The 20,120-nt window shown below is 71.3% G+C and carries 14 protein-coding genes, 2 pseudogenes and 1 riboswitch; of the genes and pseudogenes, 2 read left to right on the top strand and 14 right to left on the bottom strand.

The genetic code is table 11. The features are described 5' to 3' along the window. Positions 1–8: 8 nt before the first annotated feature. The 13 genes and pseudogenes from ACH4N1_RS18995 to ACH4N1_RS18935 all read right to left on the bottom strand — a co-directional run. Entirely contained in the window at positions 9–1,160 is a 1,152-nt protein-coding gene (locus ACH4N1_RS18995; protein ID WP_398098451.1) for an LLM class flavin-dependent oxidoreductase, read from the bottom strand. Then, positions 1,153–2,244 (bottom strand): LLM class flavin-dependent oxidoreductase, encoded by a 1,092-nt coding sequence (locus ACH4N1_RS18990; RefSeq protein ID WP_398098449.1) that lies wholly within the window; start codon positions 2,242–2,244, stop codon positions 1,153–1,155. The genes ACH4N1_RS18995 and ACH4N1_RS18990 overlap by 8 nt, the downstream gene beginning before the upstream one ends. Continuing rightward, positions 2,241–3,614 (bottom strand): NtaA/DmoA family FMN-dependent monooxygenase, encoded by a 1,374-nt coding sequence (locus ACH4N1_RS18985; protein ID WP_398098448.1) that lies wholly within the window; start codon positions 3,612–3,614, stop codon positions 2,241–2,243. Before ACH4N1_RS18985 ends, ACH4N1_RS18990 begins: the two co-directional genes overlap by 4 nt. 21 nt (positions 3,615–3,635) lie before the next feature. Further along, positions 3,636–4,880 (bottom strand): LLM class flavin-dependent oxidoreductase, encoded by a 1,245-nt coding sequence (locus tag ACH4N1_RS18980; RefSeq protein WP_398098446.1) that lies wholly within the window; start codon positions 4,878–4,880, stop codon positions 3,636–3,638. A 44-nt stretch (positions 4,881–4,924) separates the two neighbouring features. Beyond that, entirely contained in the window at positions 4,925–5,650 is a 726-nt protein-coding gene (locus ACH4N1_RS18975; protein ID WP_398098444.1) for a GNAT family N-acetyltransferase, read from the bottom strand. A gap of 90 nt (positions 5,651–5,740) precedes the next feature. Beyond that, positions 5,741–6,769: an ABC transporter substrate-binding protein gene (locus tag ACH4N1_RS18970; protein WP_398098442.1), complete on the bottom strand. Its 1,029-nt coding sequence runs from the start codon at positions 6,767–6,769 to the stop codon at positions 5,741–5,743. A 70-nt stretch (positions 6,770–6,839) separates the two neighbouring features. Continuing rightward, on the bottom strand, positions 6,840–7,637 hold the full coding sequence (locus ACH4N1_RS18965; protein ID WP_398098441.1) for an amino acid ABC transporter ATP-binding protein: 798 nt from the start codon (positions 7,635–7,637) through the stop codon (positions 6,840–6,842). Continuing rightward, complete coding sequence (locus tag ACH4N1_RS18960) at positions 7,634–8,614, bottom strand: amino acid ABC transporter permease (RefSeq protein WP_398098439.1); 981 nt, start codon at positions 8,612–8,614, stop codon at positions 7,634–7,636. The genes ACH4N1_RS18965 and ACH4N1_RS18960 overlap by 4 nt, the downstream gene beginning before the upstream one ends. A 324-nt stretch (positions 8,615–8,938) precedes the next feature. Then, a riboswitch (SAM riboswitch) is annotated at positions 8,939–9,047 on the bottom strand. Between the two features lie 38 nt (positions 9,048–9,085). Further along, positions 9,086–9,976 (bottom strand): glutathione S-transferase C-terminal domain-containing protein, encoded by an 891-nt coding sequence (locus ACH4N1_RS18955; protein ID WP_398098437.1) that lies wholly within the window; start codon positions 9,974–9,976, stop codon positions 9,086–9,088. 224 nt (positions 9,977–10,200) lie between these two features. After that, positions 10,201–10,311 (bottom strand): putative leader peptide, encoded by a 111-nt coding sequence (locus ACH4N1_RS18950; RefSeq protein WP_398098435.1) that lies wholly within the window; start codon positions 10,309–10,311, stop codon positions 10,201–10,203. 150 nt (positions 10,312–10,461) lie between these two features. After that, positions 10,462–11,791, bottom strand: a pseudogene (locus tag ACH4N1_RS18945) (LLM class flavin-dependent oxidoreductase). Beyond that, a complete protein-coding gene (locus ACH4N1_RS18940) occupies positions 11,788–12,846 on the bottom strand; it encodes an aliphatic sulfonate ABC transporter substrate-binding protein (protein ID WP_398098433.1) in 1,059 nt (352 codons plus the stop codon). The pseudogene ACH4N1_RS18945 and the gene ACH4N1_RS18940 overlap by 4 nt, the downstream one beginning before the upstream one ends. A 42-nt stretch (positions 12,847–12,888) precedes the next feature. Next, positions 12,889–13,416: pseudogene (locus ACH4N1_RS18935) on the bottom strand (ABC transporter ATP-binding protein); the annotation flags it as partial. Positions 13,417–13,903: 487 nt separating this feature from the next. Here ACH4N1_RS18935 and ACH4N1_RS18930 point away from each other — a divergent pair. Both ACH4N1_RS18930 and ACH4N1_RS18925 read left to right on the top strand, forming a co-directional pair. Beyond that, positions 13,904–17,338 (top strand): phosphocholine-specific phospholipase C, encoded by a 3,435-nt coding sequence (locus tag ACH4N1_RS18930; protein ID WP_398098432.1) that lies wholly within the window; start codon positions 13,904–13,906, stop codon positions 17,336–17,338. 176 nt (positions 17,339–17,514) lie between these two features. Beyond that, complete coding sequence (locus ACH4N1_RS18925) at positions 17,515–17,784, top strand: hypothetical protein (RefSeq protein ID WP_398098430.1); 270 nt, start codon at positions 17,515–17,517, stop codon at positions 17,782–17,784. A gap of 96 nt (positions 17,785–17,880) precedes the next feature. Here the strand turns inward: ACH4N1_RS18925 and ACH4N1_RS18920 are convergent. Further along, on the bottom strand, positions 17,881–20,120 hold a 2,240-nt coding region (locus ACH4N1_RS18920), incomplete at its 5' end, for a copper-translocating P-type ATPase (RefSeq protein WP_398098428.1).

The following is a 20,120-nucleotide window of genomic DNA, read 5'->3' as shown; positions in this document are numbered from 1 at the left end:
CGTGAGCGTCAGCTCGGCGGCTGGGACGAGTGGCCCCTTCGGCGCCATTCCTCCGCGAGCAGTTCGTACGAGCGGACCCGGTCCTTGTGGTCGTGGGTGATCGTCGTGATGAGCAACTCGTCCGCGCCCGTGGCTTCCTGAAGCTGTTCCAGCTGGTCGGCAACCCGGCCCGGCGAGCCGACGAACTGGGTGTCGAGGCGGTCCTGGACGAGGGCCTGGTCCTCGTCGGTCCAGGTGCGGGCGCGCGCTTCCTGCGGCGTGGGGAACTCGATGGCGCCCTCGGCGGTACGGATGCTGCGCACCCACGGGCCGTAGCCGGTGGCCAGTTCGCGGGCGGTGGCGTCGTCGTCGGCCACGACGACGTCGGCCGAGACGCTGACGTAGGGCTTGTCGAGGACCTCGGAGGGCTGGAAGCAGGCCCGGTAGCCCTCCACCGCCTCCAGGACCGTGGCGGGGCTGACGTGGTAGTTCGCCGCGAACCGCAGGCCGTTGCGGCCCGCGACGGATGCGCTCTGGCCGCCGCTGCTGCCCAGGATCCACACCTCGACGTCGGCGCCCTCTCCGGGCACGACGTGCGCTTCGACGCCCTCCGGGGAGCGGTAGGTGCCGGCGAGCAGGGCGAGGATGTCGTCGATCTGCTCGGTGTAGTCCTGCGATTCGGCGCCCGGCAGGAGGAGCAGCCTGCGCTGCAGGGCGATCCGGGGGGAGCCGAGCAACTGCGCGAAGGAGAAGGGGGGAGGGACCAGCAGGCCGTTCGGGGCGCGGCCGTCGACGACGGGGGTCGTCGTGGGCGGCGGTGCGTCCGACTGTCCCGGCGGGCGGCCCCCGGAGCGGCCCAGGCCCAGATCGAAGCGGCCCGGGTGCAGCGCGTCGAGCAGGCCGAACTCCTCCACGGTGGACAGCGCGGTGCGGTGACCGAGCTGCACGGCCCCGGAGCCGAGCCGGATGGTGGAGGTGGCGGAAGCGGTGAGGGCCAGGACGACGGCGGGTGAGGTGCCGGCCACGCCCGGGTTGAGGTGGTGCTCGGCGAACCAGTGGCGGGCGTATCCCAGGCGCTCGGCCTGCTGCGCGAGGTCGATCGAGTTGCGCAGGGCATCGGCCGCCGTCGAGCCGGACGGGATGGGGACCAGATCGAGGACGCCGAGGGCGATGTCAGACATGGACGGACTCCTGGGTGAGTGGTTGCGTCGGCAGCACGGGGCCCCACGCGAACGGTGGGTCGGGGATCTCGCGGCGCAGCACGGGGGCGACGTGGGACTGGAACAGCTCGAGGGAGGCGCGGTGCGCGGCGTCGGGCTGTCCCCCGGCGTCGGCGTGGAGATGGAGCACCGTGTGCCCGAACTCCTCGTGGTAGCGCCGCACTTTCTCGATGACCTGCTGCGGGCTGCCGATCAGGGCGGAGCTGCGTGCGACGAAGTCCTCCAGGGTCTCGAAGACCACCGGGAGGCCCGCCTGCCTGAAGTGCGCCAGGTTGGCCTCGAAGATCGGCCGGTAGGCGGCGAGGGCCTGCTGGGAGGTCGGGGCCACGTGGACGCCGGCCGTGCCGGCGCCGACCGCGATCCGCGCCGGATCGTGGCCGTAGTGCTCCCAGCGCTCCCGGTAGTGGCGGATCAACTTCGCGTACGGCTCCATGGGGTTGGTGACGTTCGCCGAGAACAGCGGGTCGCCGTGGCGGGCGGCCAGGTCGGCCGACTCCTTGCTGGTGGCGCTGCCGTGCCAGACCCGGATCGGCCGCTGGTACGGCCGCGGCCACACCTCCGCGTCGGTCAGTGCGGGGCGGAAGCGGGTGGCGGCGGTGACCTTGTCCTGCCGCCAGATCTGCCGGAACACCTCGTAGCTCTCGGCGTTGCGGTCCCACTGGTCCTCGGGCGTGACCTGGAACAGCTCGCGCTGCGCGGCGCCGTTGCCCTTGCCGATGATCAGGTCGAGACGTCCGTCGGAGAGGTGGTCGAGGGTGGCGTAGTCCTCGTACGCCCGGACCGGGTCGAGCAGGCTGAGCGTCGTGACGGCCGTGAACAGGCGGATGCGCTTGGTCAGGGCGGCCACATGGCTGAGTACGACGGTCGGGGACGAGGAGATGAAGGGCCGCTCGTGCCGCTCCCCCACGCCGAAGCCGTCGAAGCCCAGCTCCTCGGCCAGGACTGCGTTGTCGAGCACCTCGCGGAAGCGGTCGTGGGTCGGCTTCCGCACGCCGGTGACGGGATCCGGGTGGTGCGCGATGAGGGTGACGGCGAGGAACTTCACGACGCGGCCCGGTCGTCGACCGCGTCGGGGTGCGTGAGCCCCAGGTGGTGACGGAGGGTGGGGCCCTCGTATTCGGTGCGGAAGACGCCCTGTTCCTGCAGGAGCGGGACGACCTTGTCGGCGAAGTCGTCGAGGCCGGTGGGGGTGATGTGCGGCACGAGGATGAAGCCGTCGCTTGCGTCGGCCTGGACGTGGTCGTTGATGGTCCTGGCGACGGTCGTCGGGGAGCCGACGAAGGTCTGCCGGTTGCCGGTGTTGATGACCAGGTCGCGGATGGACCAGTTGTTGGCGGCGGCCAGCTCGCGCCACTCGCGGGCGGTGGCCAGCGGGTCGCGGTACATGCGCACCTGGGCACGGCCCTTGGAGATGTGGTTGTCGCCGACGTCCGGGTCGATGTCGGGCAGCGGGCCTTCCGGGTCGTAGGAGGACAGGTCCCGGTTCCAGACGAACTCCAGGTGCTTGATCGCGGTGGCGCCGCTGACCTGCTGGCGGCGCACCTCCCTGGCGAGTTCCTCGGCCTCGGCGTCGGTGTCGGCGAGCGCGAAGGAGGCGGCGGGCAGGATCAGCAACTGGTCAGGGTGGCGGCCGTACTTGGCGAGGCGGTTCTTGACGTCCGTGTAGAAGGCCCGACCGGCCTCCAGGGTGGCGTGCCGGCTGAAGATGGCGTCGGCGCTGGAGGCGGCGAACTCGCGCCCCTCCTCGGAGTCGCCGGCCTGGAAGATGACCGGGCGGCCCTGCGGGGAACGCGGGACGTTGAACTGGCCGTGGATGTCGAAGTGTTGTCCCGTGTGGACGAAGGAGCCGGCCTTCGCGTCGCGCAGGAAGACACCGGTCGCCTGGTCGGCGGCGATCTCGTCGCCGTGCCAGGAGTCGAAGAGCTCGTTGGCGGTGGCCAGGAACTCCTTGGCGCGGGAGTAGCGCTCCTCCTGCGGCAGGAAGCCGGCGCGGCGGAAGTTCTCGCCGGTGAAGGCGTCCCAGGAGGTGACGACGTTCCAGGCGGCACGGCCGCCGGAGAGGTGGTCGAGGCTGGCGAACTGGCGGGCCACCTCGTAGGGCTCGTTGAAGGTGGAGTTGATGGTGCCGGTCAGGCCGAGGTGCTCGGTGACGGCGGCGAGCGCGGCGAGGACGGTGAAGGTGTCGGGACGGCCGACGACGTCCAGGTCGTAGATCTTTCCGCCCTGTTCGCGCAGTCGCAGTCCCTCGGCGAGGAAGAGGAAGTCGAACCTGGCGCGTTCGGCGGTCCGTGCGAAGTGGGCGAAGGAGCTGAACTCGATGTGGCTGCCGGCCTTCGGGTCGCTCCACACCGTGGTGTTGTTGACGCCGGGGAAATGGGCTGCCAGGTGGATCTGCTTCAGCGGCTTGCTGGTCATGTCGGTGCGGGTCCTTCCGGCTCAGGCGGCGGCATAGCGGTTGGCGGGGCGGGACAGGCCCAGCAGGCCGCGCAGGGTGTCGGCTTCGTAGGCGGTGCGGAAGACCCCCCGGCGCTGGAGTTCGGGGACCAGGCCGCGGGTGATGGCCGGCAGGTCGTGTCCGGCGACGGCGGGCCGCAGCCGGAAGCCGCTGAGCCCTTCCGCCGCCAACTCCTGTAGCAGATCGGCGAGTTGTGCTGGGGTACCGGCGAAGATCCGGGCGTCGCCGGTGTACGGCTCCTCGGCGAGGGCGTCGAGCCGTGCGCGCCGGTCCTCCGCGGCGGCCTGCTCGTCGTCCAGGAAGACCACGAGGTCACCGAAGACGTGCAGGGGTTCACCGGCCCGACCGGCCGTCTCCTGCTCGGCTCGGATCTCGGCGACGATCGCCCGGGCGTGCTCGGCGTCCCGCGGAGTGACGTAGCCGATGTCGGCCTGGCGGGCCACCAGCCGGTACGGAACGGTCTGGTGGGCGAGTGCGGTGACCGGGGGCTGGCCCTGGGGCGGACGCGGGGTGATGGAGGGCCCCTTGACGCTGAAGTGCTTGCCCTGGAAGTCGATGTAGTGCAGTTTGTCGCGGTCGATGAAGCGTCCGGTGGCGGCGTCCCGGATCTCCGCGTCGTCCTCCCAGCTGTCCCAGAGCCGGCGCACCACCTCGACGTAGTCGGCGGCCTCGTCGAACAGGTCGGTCACCTGCTCCTGTCCGGCCGGCGTCTGCAGTTCCCGCAGGCTCAGCGGCGGGAGGGTGCGGCGGCCGAAGTGATCGGCCTCGTGCGGCCGGGCGGAGATCTGCACCCGCAGGCCCGCGCGGCCGGTGCTGACGTAGTCGAGGGTGGCGATCGCCTTGGAGATGTGGAACGGCTCGGTGTGGGTGGCGATCACGGTCGGCACCAGGCCGATGTGCCGGGTCAGGGGTGCGATCCGGGCGGCGGTCAGTACGGCGTCCAGTCGGCCGCGGACCTGGTCGGTGCGGCCGTCGAGCTCGCCGACGGGGGTCCCCCCGGTCGAGCGAGGTCGAGACCGGGGGCGGGAGGACTGCAGGCCGAGGCCGTCCTCGAAGGTGACGAAGTCGAGCAGTCCGCGCTCGGCCTCGATGACGAGGTCCGCCCAGTATCGGGCGGTGAACAGGTCGCGGGGGCGGGCGACTTGCTCGCGCCAGGAGGCGGGGTGCCAACCGGTTCCGTCGAGGGCGACGGCCAGATGCAGAGAAGTGGCAGGAGTTGCGGACACGGGGGTGCCTTCCTGGAGGTCGGGTGAGAGGGACTGCGGCATGGCTATGCCGTTCTTTCCAGGGCCGCGGCGCCGGTGTGCCGGACGAGCGAGAAGACCGTGCGGCAGCGCAGGGTGAAGCCGATGGACTCGTACAGCCGGATCGCGTCGGTGTTGGCGGCCGCGGCGTGCAGGAAGGGGCGTTCGCCGCGCTCCTTGATGCCGGCGGCCACCGCACGGACCAGACGGGTGGCCAGCCCCCGGCCTCGGTGGTCGGGATCGGTGCACACGGCGCTGATCTCCGTCCAGCCGGGCGGGCGCAGCCGCTCACCGGCCAGGGCGATCAGCCGGCCGCGGTGGCGGATGCCGAGGTAGGTGCCCATTTCGACGGTGCGGCGCCGGTAGGGGCCCGGCTCGGTGCGGGCGATCAGGTCGAGGATCTGGGGCACGTCTTCGGGACCGAGGCGTACGGCCTCGGGGTCGGGCTCGGCGCGCAGGGAGGTGTCCACGAGCTGGACGCCGTGTCCGAGACTGACGACCTCCCAGCCGTACGGCGCCTCGGTGACCCCGCGCACCGCGGCGGTGCCGCCGGGGCCGACGAGTCTGGCCAGGTCGGCCCAGGCGCGCGGGTCGTCCTCGTCGGAGACGGCGTGGAAGGGGGCCACGTCCTGGGGGTAGCGGGCGGCGCGGCCGATGCGTTCGGCGAAGTGGGCGTGGGGTCCGGTGAGGGCTGCCCAGGCGGGGTTGTCCAGGATGTGCGAGGACGTGGCGTCGACGGTGGTGACGGACATGGTGTGGCGGTCTCCGGGGTGCGACTCGGGGTGTCCGGCGTGCGGGGACTCCACCGCGAGGTGGGTGGTGGAGTCCCCGGCACGCGGTGGTCAGGAGTTGTCGAGCGGGAGTCCGGGCGGGTTGACCTCGGACTTGGCCACGGCCTCGTTGGAGAGGTTGTAGGCCTTGAGCCACTCGGCGTACTGACCGTTCTCGATCAGGTGGTTGATGGCGTCGGCGAGCGGCTCGGCCAGGCCGCTGTCCTTCTTGGCGGTGGCCGCGATCAGGCCCTGCAGGCTCGCACCGGCGCCCGAGTAGGTGCCCGCGGTGCGGGTGGCGTTGGGCGTGTTCGCGGTCTGCCGGTTGTGGTAGGCGATGCCGGGGTTGGGTCCGAAGTACGCGTCGATCTTTCCACTGGACAGAGCCAGGTAGACGCTGTTGCTGTCCTGGAAGTACTTGACGGTGAGCTTCTTGCCCTCCTCGGCCAGCTTCGCCTTCCACTCCAGCAGGATCTTCTCCTGGTTGGTGCCGGAGCTCACGGAGACCGTCTTGCCGGCGAGGTTCTCGTAGTCGCCGTCGAAGTTCCAGGTGCTCTTCTTCGGCACGGTGAAGGCCAGGTTGTCCTGCCGGTAGGAGGCGAACTCGTACTTCTTCTTGCGCTCTTCGGTGTCGGTGACGTTGGAGAAGGCCACGTCGACCTTGCCGCTGTCGATGCCGACGAAGAGGTTCTCCCACGTGGAGTTCTTCACCTCGGGCTCGAGGCCGAGGACGGCGGCGACCAGGCGGCCGAAGTCGGGCTCCGCGCCGGTGAGGGACTTCTGGTCGCTGCCCACGTAGGCCAGCGGCGGGAAGCCGGCCGGCAGGGCGCCGATGCCGATCTCCAGCTTGCCGCTCTTCTTCAGGGCGGCGGGCAGTTCGGCGCTGATGGACTTGACCTCGGAGACCTTGACGGCGGTCTGCTCGGCGGCGCCGTTGGAGACCTGGCCGATGACGACCTCGCCGGACTTGGCGGCGGTGTCGGTGGAGGCGGCGGCGTCGCTGTTGCCACCGCAGGCGGCGAGCCCGGTGGCCAGGGAGGCGACGGCGGTCGCCGCGGTGATGCCGCGTATCAGGCTGCGTCGGGTGAAGTGGGTGCGCATGGCCGTTCCTTGTCGCTCAAGGGCGCTGATGAGAGTGGTGGCGTGGGGGGAAGTCGTGGGATGCGGCGGGTCACAGGACCTTGCTGAGGAAGTCCCTGGTCCGCTCGTGCCGCGGTGAGTCGAGGACCTCGGAGGGCGGTCCCTGCTCGATGATCTTGCCGCCGTCGATGAAGACGACCCGGTCGGCGATCTCGCGGGCGAAGCCGATCTCGTGCGTGACGATGACGAGAGTGGTGCCGCTGGACGCCAAGTCCCGGATGACGGCGAGGACTTCACCGACCAGTTCGGGGTCCAGGGCGGAGGTGGGCTCGTCGAAGAGGATGACGCCGGGGCGCAGGGCCAGGGCGCGGGCGATGGCGACGCGCTGCTGCTGGCCGCCGGAGAGCTGACGCGGGTAGGCGCCGGTCTTGTCGGCGAGGCCGACGCGGCCGAGGAGTTCGCGGGCCAGTTCCCGCGCTTCGGGCCTGCCGAGCCGGCCGGTGGCGACCGGGGCCGCGGCCACGTTGTCCAGGACCGTCAGGTGCGGGAAGAGGTTGAAGTTCTGGAAGACGAACCCGATCCGCCCGCGCTGGGCGAGGATGGCCCGCTCGCTCAGCTCCTTCAACCGGTCTCCCTGCCGCTTCACGCCGATCGGCTCGCCGTTGATGCTGACGTAGCCGATCTCGGGCTTCTCCAGGTGGTTGATGACCCGCAGCAGGGTGGACTTGCCCGAGCCGGAGGGACCGAGGACGACGGTGACCTCGCCGGGGCGGACGGTCAGGTCGACGCCGTCCAGGACCCGATGGGTGCCGTACCACTTGTGCACGTCGTGCACCTCGACGGTGGCGGCCTCGACGTCCGTCAGGGTGTCGGAGGTCTTGGCGGTCATACGGCGGCCTCCCGGCGGATGCGGGCCCGCAGATCGGTGAGACCGGTGCGGAGCTTCTGCAGTGGCGTCGGCGGCAGGCTGCGGGTGGCGCCGCGGGCGTAGTACCGCTCGACGTAGAACTGGATGACGGAGACGACGCTGGTCAGGATCAGGTACCAGACGGTGACGACCAGCAGCAGCGGCACGATGTCGCCGGGGTAGGTGGAGCCCATGGTCTGCGCGGAGCCGAACAGGTCGAGCAGGGAGACGTAGAAGACCAGTGAGGTGCCCTTGATCAGGCCGATGAGCTGGTTGACGTAGTTCGGGATGATGGAGCGCAGCGCCTGCGGAAAGACGATTCTGCGGAACTGGTAGCCCTTCGGCAGGCCGAGCGCCGCGGCCGCCTCGTGCTGGCCCTGGTCGACGGAGAGGATGCCGCCGCGCACCACCTCGGCCGCGTAGGCGGCCTCGTTGAGGCTGAGGCCGACGACGGCGACGACCATGTCGGTGGCGAGTTTCGACTCGTCGAAGGAGAAGAAGGCCGGCCCGAAGGGGATGCCGACGCTCAACGTCTCGTACAGGGCACTGAAGTTGTAGAGGAAGATCAGTACGACGATGAGCGGGATGGAGCGGAACGCCCACACGTAGGTCCAGCTGACCGCGCGCAGGACCGGGCTCCTCGACAGCCGGGCCAGGGCGAGCAGGATGCCGCCGATCAGACCCGACACCGCACTGTAGGCGGCGACTTCGAGGGTGATGAGGAGGCCGTCGAGGATGGTCGGCCGCAGGAACCAGTAGCTCCAGCGGTCCCACTGGTAGAAGGGGTTGGTCACCAGTCCGTGGACGAACTGGGCGACCAGGATCAGGACGGCCGCGGTGGCGATCCAACGTCCCGGGCGCCGCAACGGCAGCACTCGCTGGGCGGTGAGGGCCTTGGGCGGTTCGGTGGCGGTGGGCGCCTCGGGGAGGGTGACGGTGGCGCCAGGGGGTTCGCTCATGGTGGGCTCCGGCTGGGTGGGCACACCCCGCAGGCGCGGCGGCGTGCGGGGACGCACACGGCGGCGCAGGACCGGGGGTGGGGAGGGCGACGGCACACCGCGCGGGCGGTGTCGGTCAGGGAGTGCGGGGGCTGCGGGGAGGTGTCAGCCCCGACAGCGGGCACGGCCCGGTGCGGTACACAGTGCGCTGTTGACGCGGAGCAGATCGACGGCGCGGTTTGCGACGAGCACGTTCGCGTACGTCCGTACGCAGCCCTGGGAACGGCGTGCGGCCGTTCTGGGAGCTGCGTACATGGCGTCACCGTCACTGTTCCGGCCCTGTGGGCCTCGCGCTTACCGACGTGTCATCGGCCGGGTCGTCACCTGGGGCACCCCACCGCGGTGCGAGGGTTGCCGGTCAGCAAGCCAGGGCTTGTCGCTGACACTCATGACCGTTCTGGGCCGTAGTCAAGACAATGGCCCGAACGTATGTCAACACCGGTCCACCAGGTGGAACGGCCGACGGGCCGAGTGTGCGGCCCGGTCGAGGATCCGGACGGCCGATCCGGCGGCCTCCGGTCCCCGGCACTGGGCGTGGTGGCGGCGGTCCGTGCCGTCGAGGTCGAGATGGGCACCGAAGGCCGGGTGGGCGGTCAGACGGCGGGCGTAGGACCACAGCGCCGGGTGGCCGGCGACGCGCTGGACCGCGGCGGCGTCGAGATGGTGCCGGTGCACGGTGTCGAGCCGGACCAGTGCGACCCACAACTCGACGTCGGCGGCGGTGACTTCGTCGCGGATCAGGTAGGTGCGGCCGTCGAGCCGGCGGTCGAGGGCGCCGAGGGTCTCCAGCAGCGTGGCCAGTGCCATGTCACGCTCCGCCGCTTCCCCTCCCACGGCCCCGGCCCGCTGCGCCGCCCCCTCGACGCCCTCCACGCACATCCGCTCCACGGCCTCGATCTCCGACTCCGCGCCGCACGGGTAGAGCGAGGGGCCGCAGGTGTCGAAGCGGTGGGCGAGGTCGCGCATGATGTCCCGGTCGTGGGTGCTGACGATCCGCCCGGACCAGCCGTCACTGAGCACCGGCGCCGCGGCCGGACCGGAGTAGCGGTGCGCGCTCGCCTCGTACAGCGGGCGCAGGGCAGAGTGGCCGCCCTCCGGACAGTCGGGGACGGCGGGCAGGAAGGTCACCGGGCAGACCGTGTCCAGGCCGAGCAGGGTGTGGGTGACGGCGATGCGCAGGCCGTCTGGACACGCGGTCGACAGATGGAGCCGGTAGCGGCCGGGAACGGCGTAGTGGCCGCTGCGCGCGTCCCTGCCGATGCGGCCGCGGAAGGCGGGCGTGTGCCGGACGGAAACGTGGGCGGCCGGCGTGGTGACGGTCATGACTCTCCCCGAAAGCGGGCGCGGACGTACGCGCGGCGGATGCGGCATCGGGCTGGGCCCCGTGGCCGGATCCCCCTCCTCCGCCCGGAGGGCGGGCCCGGCACTCGGTGCCGGGCCCGCCGGGGCTACGGGGATGCGACGACGGAACCCCGGTGCGGGGCTCACCTGGGCACGCCGAACGGCACGACATTCCGTGGGAGGCGTCGGCGTGGCAGGTGCGCAGGTCAGCCCATGGGGCCGAGCGCGCTGCAGACGCGGAGCAGGTCGATGTGACGTCGGGAGGTCAGCAGAGGCGAACGGCTCACTCGGACGGTGTCCGGATCAAGGCGCCTCATATTTCCCTACCTGTTCACTAGGATTCCTTACCGAGTGTCGATCCACCGGCCGTGGACGTCAAGAGGTTCGTCCCGCATCGCGGACATCCCGATGGACGGCGGCTCGCTCGCCGTGGACACCCGGCCGGGTCCGGTCGCCCCGGGAGGGGGTCAGCCATGGAACTGGTTCGCCGGGACGGGGAGCCCGTAGTGCTCGCGGAGTGTCGTGCCCTCGTACTCCTCTCGGAACAGGCCCTTGCCGCGCAGGATCGGCAGCACGTGCTCGACGAAGGCCGCCAGGCCGGACGGCAGCGCCGGGGCCATGATGTTGAAGCCGTCCGCCGCGCCGCCCTCGAACCAGGCGATGATCGTGTCCGCGACCTGCTCGGGCGTGCCGACGAACTCGAAGTGCCCGCGGCCGCCGCCGAGCCGGGAGATGATCTCCCGGACCGTCAGCCGCTCGCGCACCGCAAGGTCGATGATGAGGTCGGAGCGGCTCTGTGAACCCTCCAGTTTCGGCCTCGCCAGGATGAACTTCGGCAGCGGCTCGTCGAGTGCGAAGACCGACGGCTCGGTCTCGAACACCGCGGCCAGCTGGCGCAGCCCGTACTCCGGGATGCGCAGCTCGTCGAACTGCCGTGCAAGCGCTCGGGCTTCCTCCTCGGTCGATCCGATGTAGGGGACGATGCCCGGCAGGACGATCACACCGTCCGGGTGGCGTCCGGCGGCTCGGGTGCGCGCCTTGATGTCGGCGTGGAAGGCGGCGGCGCGGCTCGTAGGTGGTGTGCGCGGTGAAGATGGCCTCGGCGTGGCGGGCGGCGAGGTCCTTGCCGTCCTCCGAGGAACCCGCCTGGACGAGCAACGGGTAGCCCTGCGGCGGACGTTCGACGTTGAGCGGACCGGCGACCTTGAAGTACGTGCCCTCATGACCGAGCCGGTGCAGCCGGGCGGCGTCGGCGTAGCGCCCGGCGGCCTTGTCCGCGACGACGGCCTCGGTCTCCCAGCTGTCCCACAGCGCCTTGGCCACCTTCAGGAACTCGTCGGCGCGGGCGTAGCGTTCGGCGTGGCCGGGGCGGTCGTCGAGGCCGAAGTTGGCGGCCTCGTCGGCACCCGCCGAGGTGACGATGTTCCAGCCGGCGCGGCCGCCGCTGACGTGGTCGACGGACGCGAGCCGGCGGGCGAGGTTGTACGGCTCGTTGTAGGTCGAGGACACGGTCGCGATGAGGCCGATCCTGCTGGTCGCCTGGGACAGCGCGGTCAGCAGCGTCAGCGGCTCCAGTTGGCCGGGCGGCCGGAACTCGCCGGTGCCGATGAGGGCCGGACCGTCGGCGAGGAACAGCGAGTCGAACTTGGCGCTCTCGGCGAGCTGCGCCAGTTCGATCCAGTGCCGCAGGTCGAAGTCGGCGCGGGGATTGCTGTGCGGGAGCCGCCACGCCGCCTCGTGGTGGCCCGCTTCCATGAGGAAGGCGTTGAGGTGCAGCTGCCGCCGTCCGGCGCTCATGAGGTGACCTTGAGCTTGGAGCTGTCGTAACCGGCGGGGAGGAGGTTGTCGGTGATCGACTCGACGTCGACCTTCTTGGTGATCTGGCCCGCGTCCAGGAAGGCGTCGGCGAGGTTCTGCTCCAGTTCGATGTCCGACCGCTCCACCGGGGTGACCCGGTTCGAGTAGGCGGCCAGGGAGGCCTTGGCGTCGGCGAGCGGGATGCCCTGCTCCTTCGACAGCGCCTGCGCGTACTCGTCCGGGTTCTTGACGGCCCAGGCGAACTCCCGCGAAAGCCTCTTCAGGACGTCCGTGAGGGCTGCGCGCTTGGTCCTGTCCTTCAGCGACGAGTCGCCGGCGACGTAGTAACTGCTCGTCTGGTCGATCGGGGGCAGCCCCTTCACCAGGATCCGGGCACCGTTCTTGACCGCGATCGCGGACTGCGGGTTCCAGATCGACCAGGCGTCCACCTTGCCGGTGTTGAACGCGGTCGCGCCGGCCGCCGGGTCGAGGAAGACAAGTTTCACGTCCTTCGGGGTGAGGCCGACGCTCTTCAGGGCGTTGAGGGCCAGACCGTGGGCCGAACTGCCCTGCGGGACGGCGATCTTCTTGCCCTTGAGGTCCGCGGCCGTCCTCAGCTTGGAGCCTTTGGGCACGATGATGTTCTCCACCGCCTGGTCGGGCGTGAGCGAGCGGTTGACGGCGACGATCTTGAAGCCGTACTCCTTCGCGGCACCGGTGATCGGCGGTACGTCGCCGACGCTGCCGAGGTCGATGTCGCCCGAGGCGGCGGCCTGCACGAGCGGCGGCCCGTAGGTGAAACGGGCGAACTTCACCTTGTAGGGGGCGTTGTCGAACACGCCGGTGACCTTCGCCAGTTCCTGGCTGCCGTCACCGCCGTTGTCCCCGATGGTGAAGGTGTACTTGCTCCACTCGGGGTGCTTGACGTCGCCGGCGTCGGCTGCGTTGCTCAGGGGCGCGGCCGTGTCCGACGACGACGATCCGCAGGCGACGAGAGTGCCCGCCAGGGTGAGCGAGCCGATGGTGCCGATGAGTCTGCTTGTTCTTCTTCGCATGGTTGTCGTGCTTTCTGTGCCGGGTGAGGGTGTTCGGGGAGGTCAGTGGCGGCCGGCGAGGCCGAGGTCCGCCAGGAGCCGTGCGCGGAGTGCCTCGCGGGCGACGCTCGCTTCGCGGTCCGCGGCGGGGAGGTCCACCTCGTGCGAGGTGCCGATACGGCCGTTGCTCATGACGACGATGCGGTCCGCCAGGGCGATCGCCTCGTCGACGTCGTGGGTGACGAGCAGCATGGCGGCCTGGTGCCTGGTGCGCAGCGCACGTACGAGGTCGTGCATGCGCAGCCTCGTGATGGCGTCGAGCGCCGCGAACGGCTCGTCGAGCAGCACGAGTTCGGGCTCCGAGACCAACGCCCTTGCGAGCGAGACCCGTTGGGCCTCTCCGCCGGAGAGTTCCTTCGGCCACGCCTTCTCCCGGCCCGCGAGTCCGACCTCGGCGAGCACGTCGCGGGCCCGCTGTTCGGCGTCGGGCCCGTGCAGGCCGAGCGTGACGTTGCGCAGCACCCGCTGCCACGGCAGCAGCCGGTCGGCCTGGAAGACGATCGCGCGCCGGGCCGGGACCTCCACCCGCCCGCGCACGGCCATGCCCCGCGCCCGTGCCCGGTGACACGAGTAACCGGCCTGGAGGACGGCTCCCCGCCTGCTTTGTGCAGGTCAAGGGCGGTCTTCACCGTACACGGGCATGCCTTCCGGTCGAAGACCTTGCAGAACATCGTGCACCGCACCGAGCAGGCTTCCCGCCTGGGCTTGTGTGCGGGCCAGGCTGTGGTGACGCCGCAGACCAGGCGCCTGTCCGGGAGCCGTCTCGGACTGTTCGGGGACTGGTGCCGATCAGATGCCGACCTACCTGACGGAACATCAGGAACGTGAGTCCGAGGTTTCACCCGTGGTACCCGCGAGGCGCCGCTCGCCCACGACCGCGTGACCGCCGTCCTGCTCGCCGTCTGCCGAACCCGACCGTGTGACCAGTACGAACGCCGGGTGCCTCCGCGTGAACAGTGGGCGAAGCCCTGTCGCGGAGGGTTCTTGGCCACCGTGTCGGAACCCTATTCTCCGCAGCATGTCCGACACCTCCCGCCGCAGGATCCTCGGTGCTCTCGCCGGTGGCACCGCGCTGTCCCTCCTGCCCCCCTCGCTCCTCAAAGCGATGGCCGCGCCGATGCCGCGTGGCGGCATGAAAGCGATCGAGCATGTCATCGTGCTGATGCAGGAGAACCGCTCCTTCGACAACTACTTCGGCACGCTCAAGGGCGTGCGCGGTTTCGGCGACCGCACCCCCCTGCGTCTGCCCGGCGGCGCCGACGTCTTCAGGCAACCGCGGGCCGACGGCGACGTCCTTCCCTTCTCGGCCCGCCGGGCGGCGGTCGACGCCGGCCGCCCGGAGAGCGACATCCAGTACCTGGGCTCGCTCCCGCACGGCTTCCCGGACGGCGTCCAGGCACGGGCGAACGGCTGGTGGGACGACTGGATCGCCGCCAAGGGCCAGAGCACCATGGCCTTCTACGACCGGCGGGACATCCCCCTGCAGTACGAACTGGCCGACCGGTTCACCATCTGCGACTCCTACTTCTGCTCCGTGTACGGCTCCACCAACCCCAACCGCAACTACCTGTGGACCGGCACCACGGGCTTCGAGCCGGACGGCGTGAACAGAGCCGTCACCAACGCCGCCTACTCCTACACCCACGCCGGATACGACTGGACCACCTACCCCGAGCGCCTGGAGGCGGCCGGGGTCTCGTGGCAGATCTACCAGGAGTGGGACAACTTCACCGACAACGCGGTCGAATACTTCCGGCCGTGGAAGCGGATCGGCCGGAAGATCCTTTCCAAGGTCAGCGGACAGTACTCCACCACCGAGCAGTTCTACGACAGCCTCTGGGGCAAGTCCTCCGCGCAGCGGCAGGAGGCCCTCGCCCAGTTCCAGCAGGGCGTGGACTCCCTGACCGAGGCCGAGCGCCGGCTCTTCCTGCGCGGCGCCTACCGCTCCGAGCCGGACACCCTGATCCCCCGGCTGACGGCGGACATCAAGAACGGCACGCTGCCCAAGGTGAGTTGGGTGGTACCCACGGCGGCGCTCTCCGAGCACCCCGGCTCCTCCACCCCGGTCGGCAGCGCCAACCTCGTCTACGACCTGCTCGACGCCCTCGCGAGCGACCCCGAGACCTGGTCGAAGACGGTGTTGTTCATCAACTTCGACGAGAACGACGGCTACTTCGACCACGTGCCCGCCCCGGTCGCGCCCGAGCCCGACTCCGGCAACAGCGACGACTGGTTCAACGGCCGCCCGGTCGGCCCCGGCCCGCGCGTGCCGATGACGGTCGTCTCGCCGTGGACGGTGGGCGGCTTCGTCTCCTCCGAGGCGTTCGACCACACCTCCGTGATCCGTTTCATGGAGCAGTGGACCGGAGTCAGGGAGCCCAACATCAGCGCCTGGCGACGCAGTGTCTTCGGCGATCTCACCTCCGTCCTCGACTTCCACCGCACCCACCCGCAGCCCGACGTGGAGCAGCCCGGCCCGGTACCGGCGCCGGTCGGCCGGTGGAACCCCGTTCCGCCGAAGCGGCAGGCGCTCCCGGAGCAGGAGGCGGGCATCCGCCCCACCCGTCCCCTGCCGTACCGCCTGTCGCTGCGTGCCGACGTCACCGACGGCCGGGTCCGGCTGCGGCTCGGCAACAGCGGCACCGCGGCCGCCGCGGTCACCGCGTACCCCGGCGACGGCGGCGAGCCGCGGACCTGGACGGTCGCCGCGGGCGGAAGCACCGTGGACACGGTCCCCCACGGGTCCGACGGTTACGACCTCCAGGTGCGCGGCCCCGGCTGGTCGACGTGGGAACTGCGCGGCGCCGGCGCCGGAGCCGAGGCGTACCTGGTCGAGCAGGCCGGACCGGGCCAGGTCATGGTCCACTGCGCCAATCCCTCATCGACGACCCGGACGCTCCTCGTCGGCGAGTCGGTCTACCCGCGCGACGCCGACGACCGGGTACGGACCGTCACCCTTGCGCCCGGGCAGAAGCGCATCGTGCCGGTCCGTCTCTCCCGCCACGGCTGGTACGACATCGTCGTGGTCGACCAGCGCGACCCGGGCTTTCTGCGCCGTATGACCGGCCGCCTGGCCGACGGCAAGCGGGGTGTCACCGACCCGGCCACCGGCATGCTCCCGGCGCTGGCCGCTTCGATCACCCTGCCCGAGCCGCTGCCGGGCCTGGACACCCCGCTCGCCCAGGGCAGCCCGGCCGAGGTCGTCGTCACCCTGACGAACCGGGGCGCGGCCCGGCTGGATCGCCTCGCAGCCACCCTGCTCACCCCCTCCGGCTGGAGGGTCGAGCGGTCCGGGTCCGCGCCGCGGTCACTGGCCGCCGGGAGATCCGCCGACGTCCGCTTCACGGTCACACCGGCCGCCGATGCCACCGTCGGCAGTCTGATCGTGGCCGCGCACGCCGACGGCGACGGTCTGCTGAAGATCGCCGACGCGCGCGTGCGGACCAAGGTCGCCGCCGCGATGAGCGTGGCCCTGACCGGTCCTTCGGCCTCGCCGAAGACCGACGGCACGGTGCTCTCACCGGGTGAACCGCGCACCGTGACCGCGACCGTCACCAACGCGGGCAGCGCCCCGCTCACCGGCCTGGCGGGCACGCTCACCCTGCCGGACGGCTGGACCGCCACCCCGTCGGCCTCCGTGCCGGCCACGGTTCCGGCCCGCTCCTCCGTCGCCCTCGCATGGGACGTCGTCGCGCCGGTGTCGGCCGCCCGTACGTCCGCCACGGTCAAGGCCACCGTCACCGCGAGCCTGGGCGGGCGGACCAGGGAGCAGACGGCGTCGCTGACCGCCGGGGTCGGCCCCGTGATGACCGGTCACCTGCTCGCCGAGGACTTCGAGTCCGTCGCCCCGTCCCTGGCCTCGGCCGTCGACCTCAGCCGTCCCGGCCTGGTGGGCTGGACGCGGACCACGCCCGGGGGGTGGACGGTCACCAACGCGCCGACGATGCCGCAGGGCACCAGGGAACTGCAGGGCTGGACCTTCCTCTCCAAGCAGTTCTGGTTCCCGGCGGGGCAGGACCGGCCGGGCTTCAGCCGGAGCCTGGGGATCGTGGCGGTCGCCGACGCAGACGACTGGGACGACACCGGCAGCCCGGCGAGCCGCGGCCGGTTCGACTCGACACTGACCACTCCCTCGGTCGCCATTCCGCCGGGCATCTCGACCCTCCACCTGGGCTTCGACTCCCACTACCGTCAGGAGAGCCCGCAGGAGGCCGAGGTCACGGTCGAGTTCGACTCCGGAGAGGCCACCCGCGTGCTGCACTACTCCAGCGCGGCCTCGGGCAACACCAACAACGGCCAGGACCAGCAGAACCGGCTGGTCGACCTCTCCTTCGCGGTCCCGTCCGGAGCGACGTCGGTCAGGGTGAACTTCCGGCTGTTCAACGCGGGGAACAACTGGTTCTGGGCGATCGACAACGTCCGCCTCGGCACCGGTCCGATCAACGACGCGTGAGCCACACGCCCGCGCGGGGAGCCGGCCGGCCCCGCGCGGGCCCACCGGGGGCGGGGGTGCCCTGGTCGGCACCTCCACGACCCGCGCCGGAGTGACGACCGGCACCCCGGGCTGGATCAGCTCCGAGCCGTACCGCACGGGCGAGGTGGGCGCAGAAGCAGACATCTTCACGTGGGGTGCCCTCATCGCCTACCGCCGGCGTCTTCCTCGGCGGTGTCTTCCTCGGCGGTGTCCTCACGCAGTGGCTGAGCCGGCCTCGGGTGTTCATCGTCCACGTCCCGCTCGGTCTCGCCACGCTCGGTGCCACCAAGCTGCTGCCCGCCGGCGGCGGCCGCCGAGGCCGGGTGGACGTGCTCGGTGCCGTCGCCGTCACGGCCGGGCCGGCGCTCGCCGTGTTCGCCGCTGTGCGGGCCCCGCAGGCCGGAGGTCCTCGACCGGCACCGTGAAGAAGGACCCCGTCTCGCGGGGCGAGTCGCCGGGCCCCGCATCAAGCCTTCCGAGCAGGGCGACGGGCGGCGCAGGAGCCCCTGCCGCGATGCGGGTCAGCGGGGCGGACGCCGTCCGGCCTGATGCCGGCCCTTCTGGGCAGCCGCCGCGCTGGGGGGTCGGCCGGCGGGTGAGGGTGCGCCCGGGAGGTGCAGGCGTTTGAGCACGAGGGCGTTGACGGCGACGATGACGCTGGACCCGGACATGGACAGCGCGGCGATCTCCGGCCGCAGCACCAGGCCGAGGGCGGGCTCGAAGACACCCGCGGCGACGGGCAGGGCGACGGTGTTGTAGCCGATGGCCCAGCCGAGGTTCTGCCGCATCTTGCGCAGGGTGCCGCGGCCGATGCGCAGCGCGGTCGGCACGTCGAGGGGGTCGGAACGCATCAGGACGAGGTCCGCGGTCTCGATGGCCACGTCGGTGCCGGCGCCGATGGCGATGCCGAGGTCGGCCTGGGCGAGGGCGGGTGCGTCGTTGACGCCGTCGCCGACCATGGCGACCTTGCGGCCGCCGCGTTGCAGTTCGGCCACCTCGGCCGCCTTGTCCCCGGGCAGGACCTCGGCGATGACGGTGTCGATGCCCAGACGGTCCGCGATCCGTTCGGCGGTGGCCTGGTTGTCGCCGGTGAGCATGACCACTTCGACATCGAGGGCGTGCAGTTCGGCCACGGCGGCCGCGGAGGTCTCCCGGGGTGCGTCGGCGATGCCGATCAGGCCCGCCGCCTGTCCGTCGACGGCGGCGATGACGACGGTACGGCCGGTGGCGGCCAGCGCCTCGCGTCGGACGGCCAGTCGGCCGAGGTCGACTCCTTCGCGCACCGCCAGTGCGCGGTTGCCGACCGCGACCCGGTGGCCGTCGACGACCGCGGTCGCACCGTGGCCGGGGACGTTCTCGAAGTGCCGCGCGCTCGCTGCCGTCACGGCCCGGCTGTCGGCGTACCGTACGACGGCTTCGGCCAAGGGGTGCTCGGACTCGCGCTCCACCGCCGTGACCAGCCGCAGCAGTTGGTCCTCGTCCGTTCCCGGGACGGTGATCAGGTCGGTCACCTCCGGCTCGCCCTTGGTCAGGGTGCCGGTCTTGTCCATGACCACGGTCTGGATCCCGGCCGATGCCTCCAGGGCGACGGCGTTCTTGAACAGCACCCCGCGCCGGGCTCCCAGTCCCGTACCGACCATGATGGCCGTGGGAGTGGCCAGCCCAAGGGCGTCCGGGCAGGTGATGACGACGACGGTGATGGCGAACAGCATCGCGGCGCCCAGCGAGCGGTCGGTGGCCAGCAGCCAGACGGCCAGCGTCGCGGCGCCGCCGATCAGGGCGACGAGGACCAGCCAGAACGCGGCCCGGTCGGCGAGCCGTTGGCCGGGGGCCTTGGAGTTCTGCGCTTCCTGGACGAGTTTGACGATCTGTGCCAGAGCGGTGTCGGAGCCGACCTTGGTGGCGCGTACACGGAGCGTGCCGTTGGCGTTGATGGTCGCACCGACGACCTGCGAGCCGGGGGCTTTGTGCACGGGCAGGCTCTCCCCGGTGACCATCGACTCGTCGACCTCGCTCTCCCCCTCCTCGACGGTTCCGTCGACGGCGATCTTGGCTCCGGGCCGGACCAGCAGCAGATCGCCGGCCACGGCCTCGGCGGTGGGCACCTCCACCGGCTCACCGCCCCGCACGACGAGTGCCTTGGGCGGTGCCAGGTCGAGCAGGGTGCGGATGGCGTCGTTGGCACCGCCCCGGGCGCGCATCTCGAACCAGTGGCCGAGCAGCACGAACGAGGCCAGCACGGTGGCCGCCTCGTAGAAGACGTCGCCGCCCCCGGTGAGCGTGATGATCAGCGAGTACGTCCAGCCGGAGCCGACGGCGACCGCGACCAGCACCATCATGTCCAGGGTGCGGGCACGCAGGGCCCGCACCGCGCCGACGAAGAAGATCGAGCACGAGTAGAAGATCACCGGCAGGCTCAGCAGCAGCGCCCAGACGTCCTGGCGCAGCCCGAAGGGCACGGGGGCGTCCAGACCGAAGACGTCCTCGCCGATCGGCGACCAGATGACGATGGGGATCGAGAACAGCAGCGCCACGAGGAAGCGGTTGCGCATGTCGGCCACCATCGACGCCATCGACATGGCCTCGTGGCCGCCGTTCCCCATCGGCTCGTGCGGTGTCGGCATCTCCTCGGCCCCGGCGGGAGCCCCGGCCGCCGCATGGTCGGCGTGGTCGACGTGGTCGACGTGGTCGACGTGGTCGACGTGGTCGACGTGGTCGACGTGGTCGACGTGGTCGACGTGGTCGACGTGGTCGACGTGGC

This window comes from Streptomyces sp. NPDC017202 (assembly GCF_044331705.1).
Taxonomy (GTDB): Bacteria; Actinomycetota; Actinomycetes; order Streptomycetales; family Streptomycetaceae; genus Streptomyces.
The sequence above is the reverse complement of the archived record's forward strand: the minus strand, read 5'-3'. Positions and strand labels throughout refer to the sequence as shown.

Coding starts and splice junctions, on each gene's coding strand:
- ACH4N1_RS18950 (WP_398098435.1), bottom strand. CDS start 10,311: ATGAGGCGCCTTGATCCGGACACCGTCCGAGTGAGCCGTTCGCCTCTG.
- ACH4N1_RS18995 (WP_398098451.1), bottom strand. CDS start 1,160: ATGTCTGACATCGCCCTCGGCGTCCTCGATCTGGTCCCCATCCCGTCC.
- ACH4N1_RS18930 (WP_398098432.1), top strand. CDS start 13,904: ATGTCCGACACCTCCCGCCGCAGGATCCTCGGTGCTCTCGCCGGTGGC.
- ACH4N1_RS18960 (WP_398098439.1), bottom strand. CDS start 8,614: ATGAGCGAACCCCCTGGCGCCACCGTCACCCTCCCCGAGGCGCCCACC.
- ACH4N1_RS18965 (WP_398098441.1), bottom strand. CDS start 7,637: ATGACCGCCAAGACCTCCGACACCCTGACGGACGTCGAGGCCGCCACC.
- ACH4N1_RS18940 (WP_398098433.1), bottom strand. CDS start 12,846: ATGCGAAGAAGAACAAGCAGACTCATCGGCACCATCGGCTCGCTCACC.
- ACH4N1_RS18975 (WP_398098444.1), bottom strand. CDS start 5,650: ATGTCCGTCACCACCGTCGACGCCACGTCCTCGCACATCCTGGACAAC.
- ACH4N1_RS18955 (WP_398098437.1), bottom strand. CDS start 9,976: ATGACCGTCACCACGCCGGCCGCCCACGTTTCCGTCCGGCACACGCCC.
- ACH4N1_RS18985 (WP_398098448.1), bottom strand. CDS start 3,614: ATGACCAGCAAGCCGCTGAAGCAGATCCACCTGGCAGCCCATTTCCCC.
- ACH4N1_RS18970 (WP_398098442.1), bottom strand. CDS start 6,769: ATGCGCACCCACTTCACCCGACGCAGCCTGATACGCGGCATCACCGCG.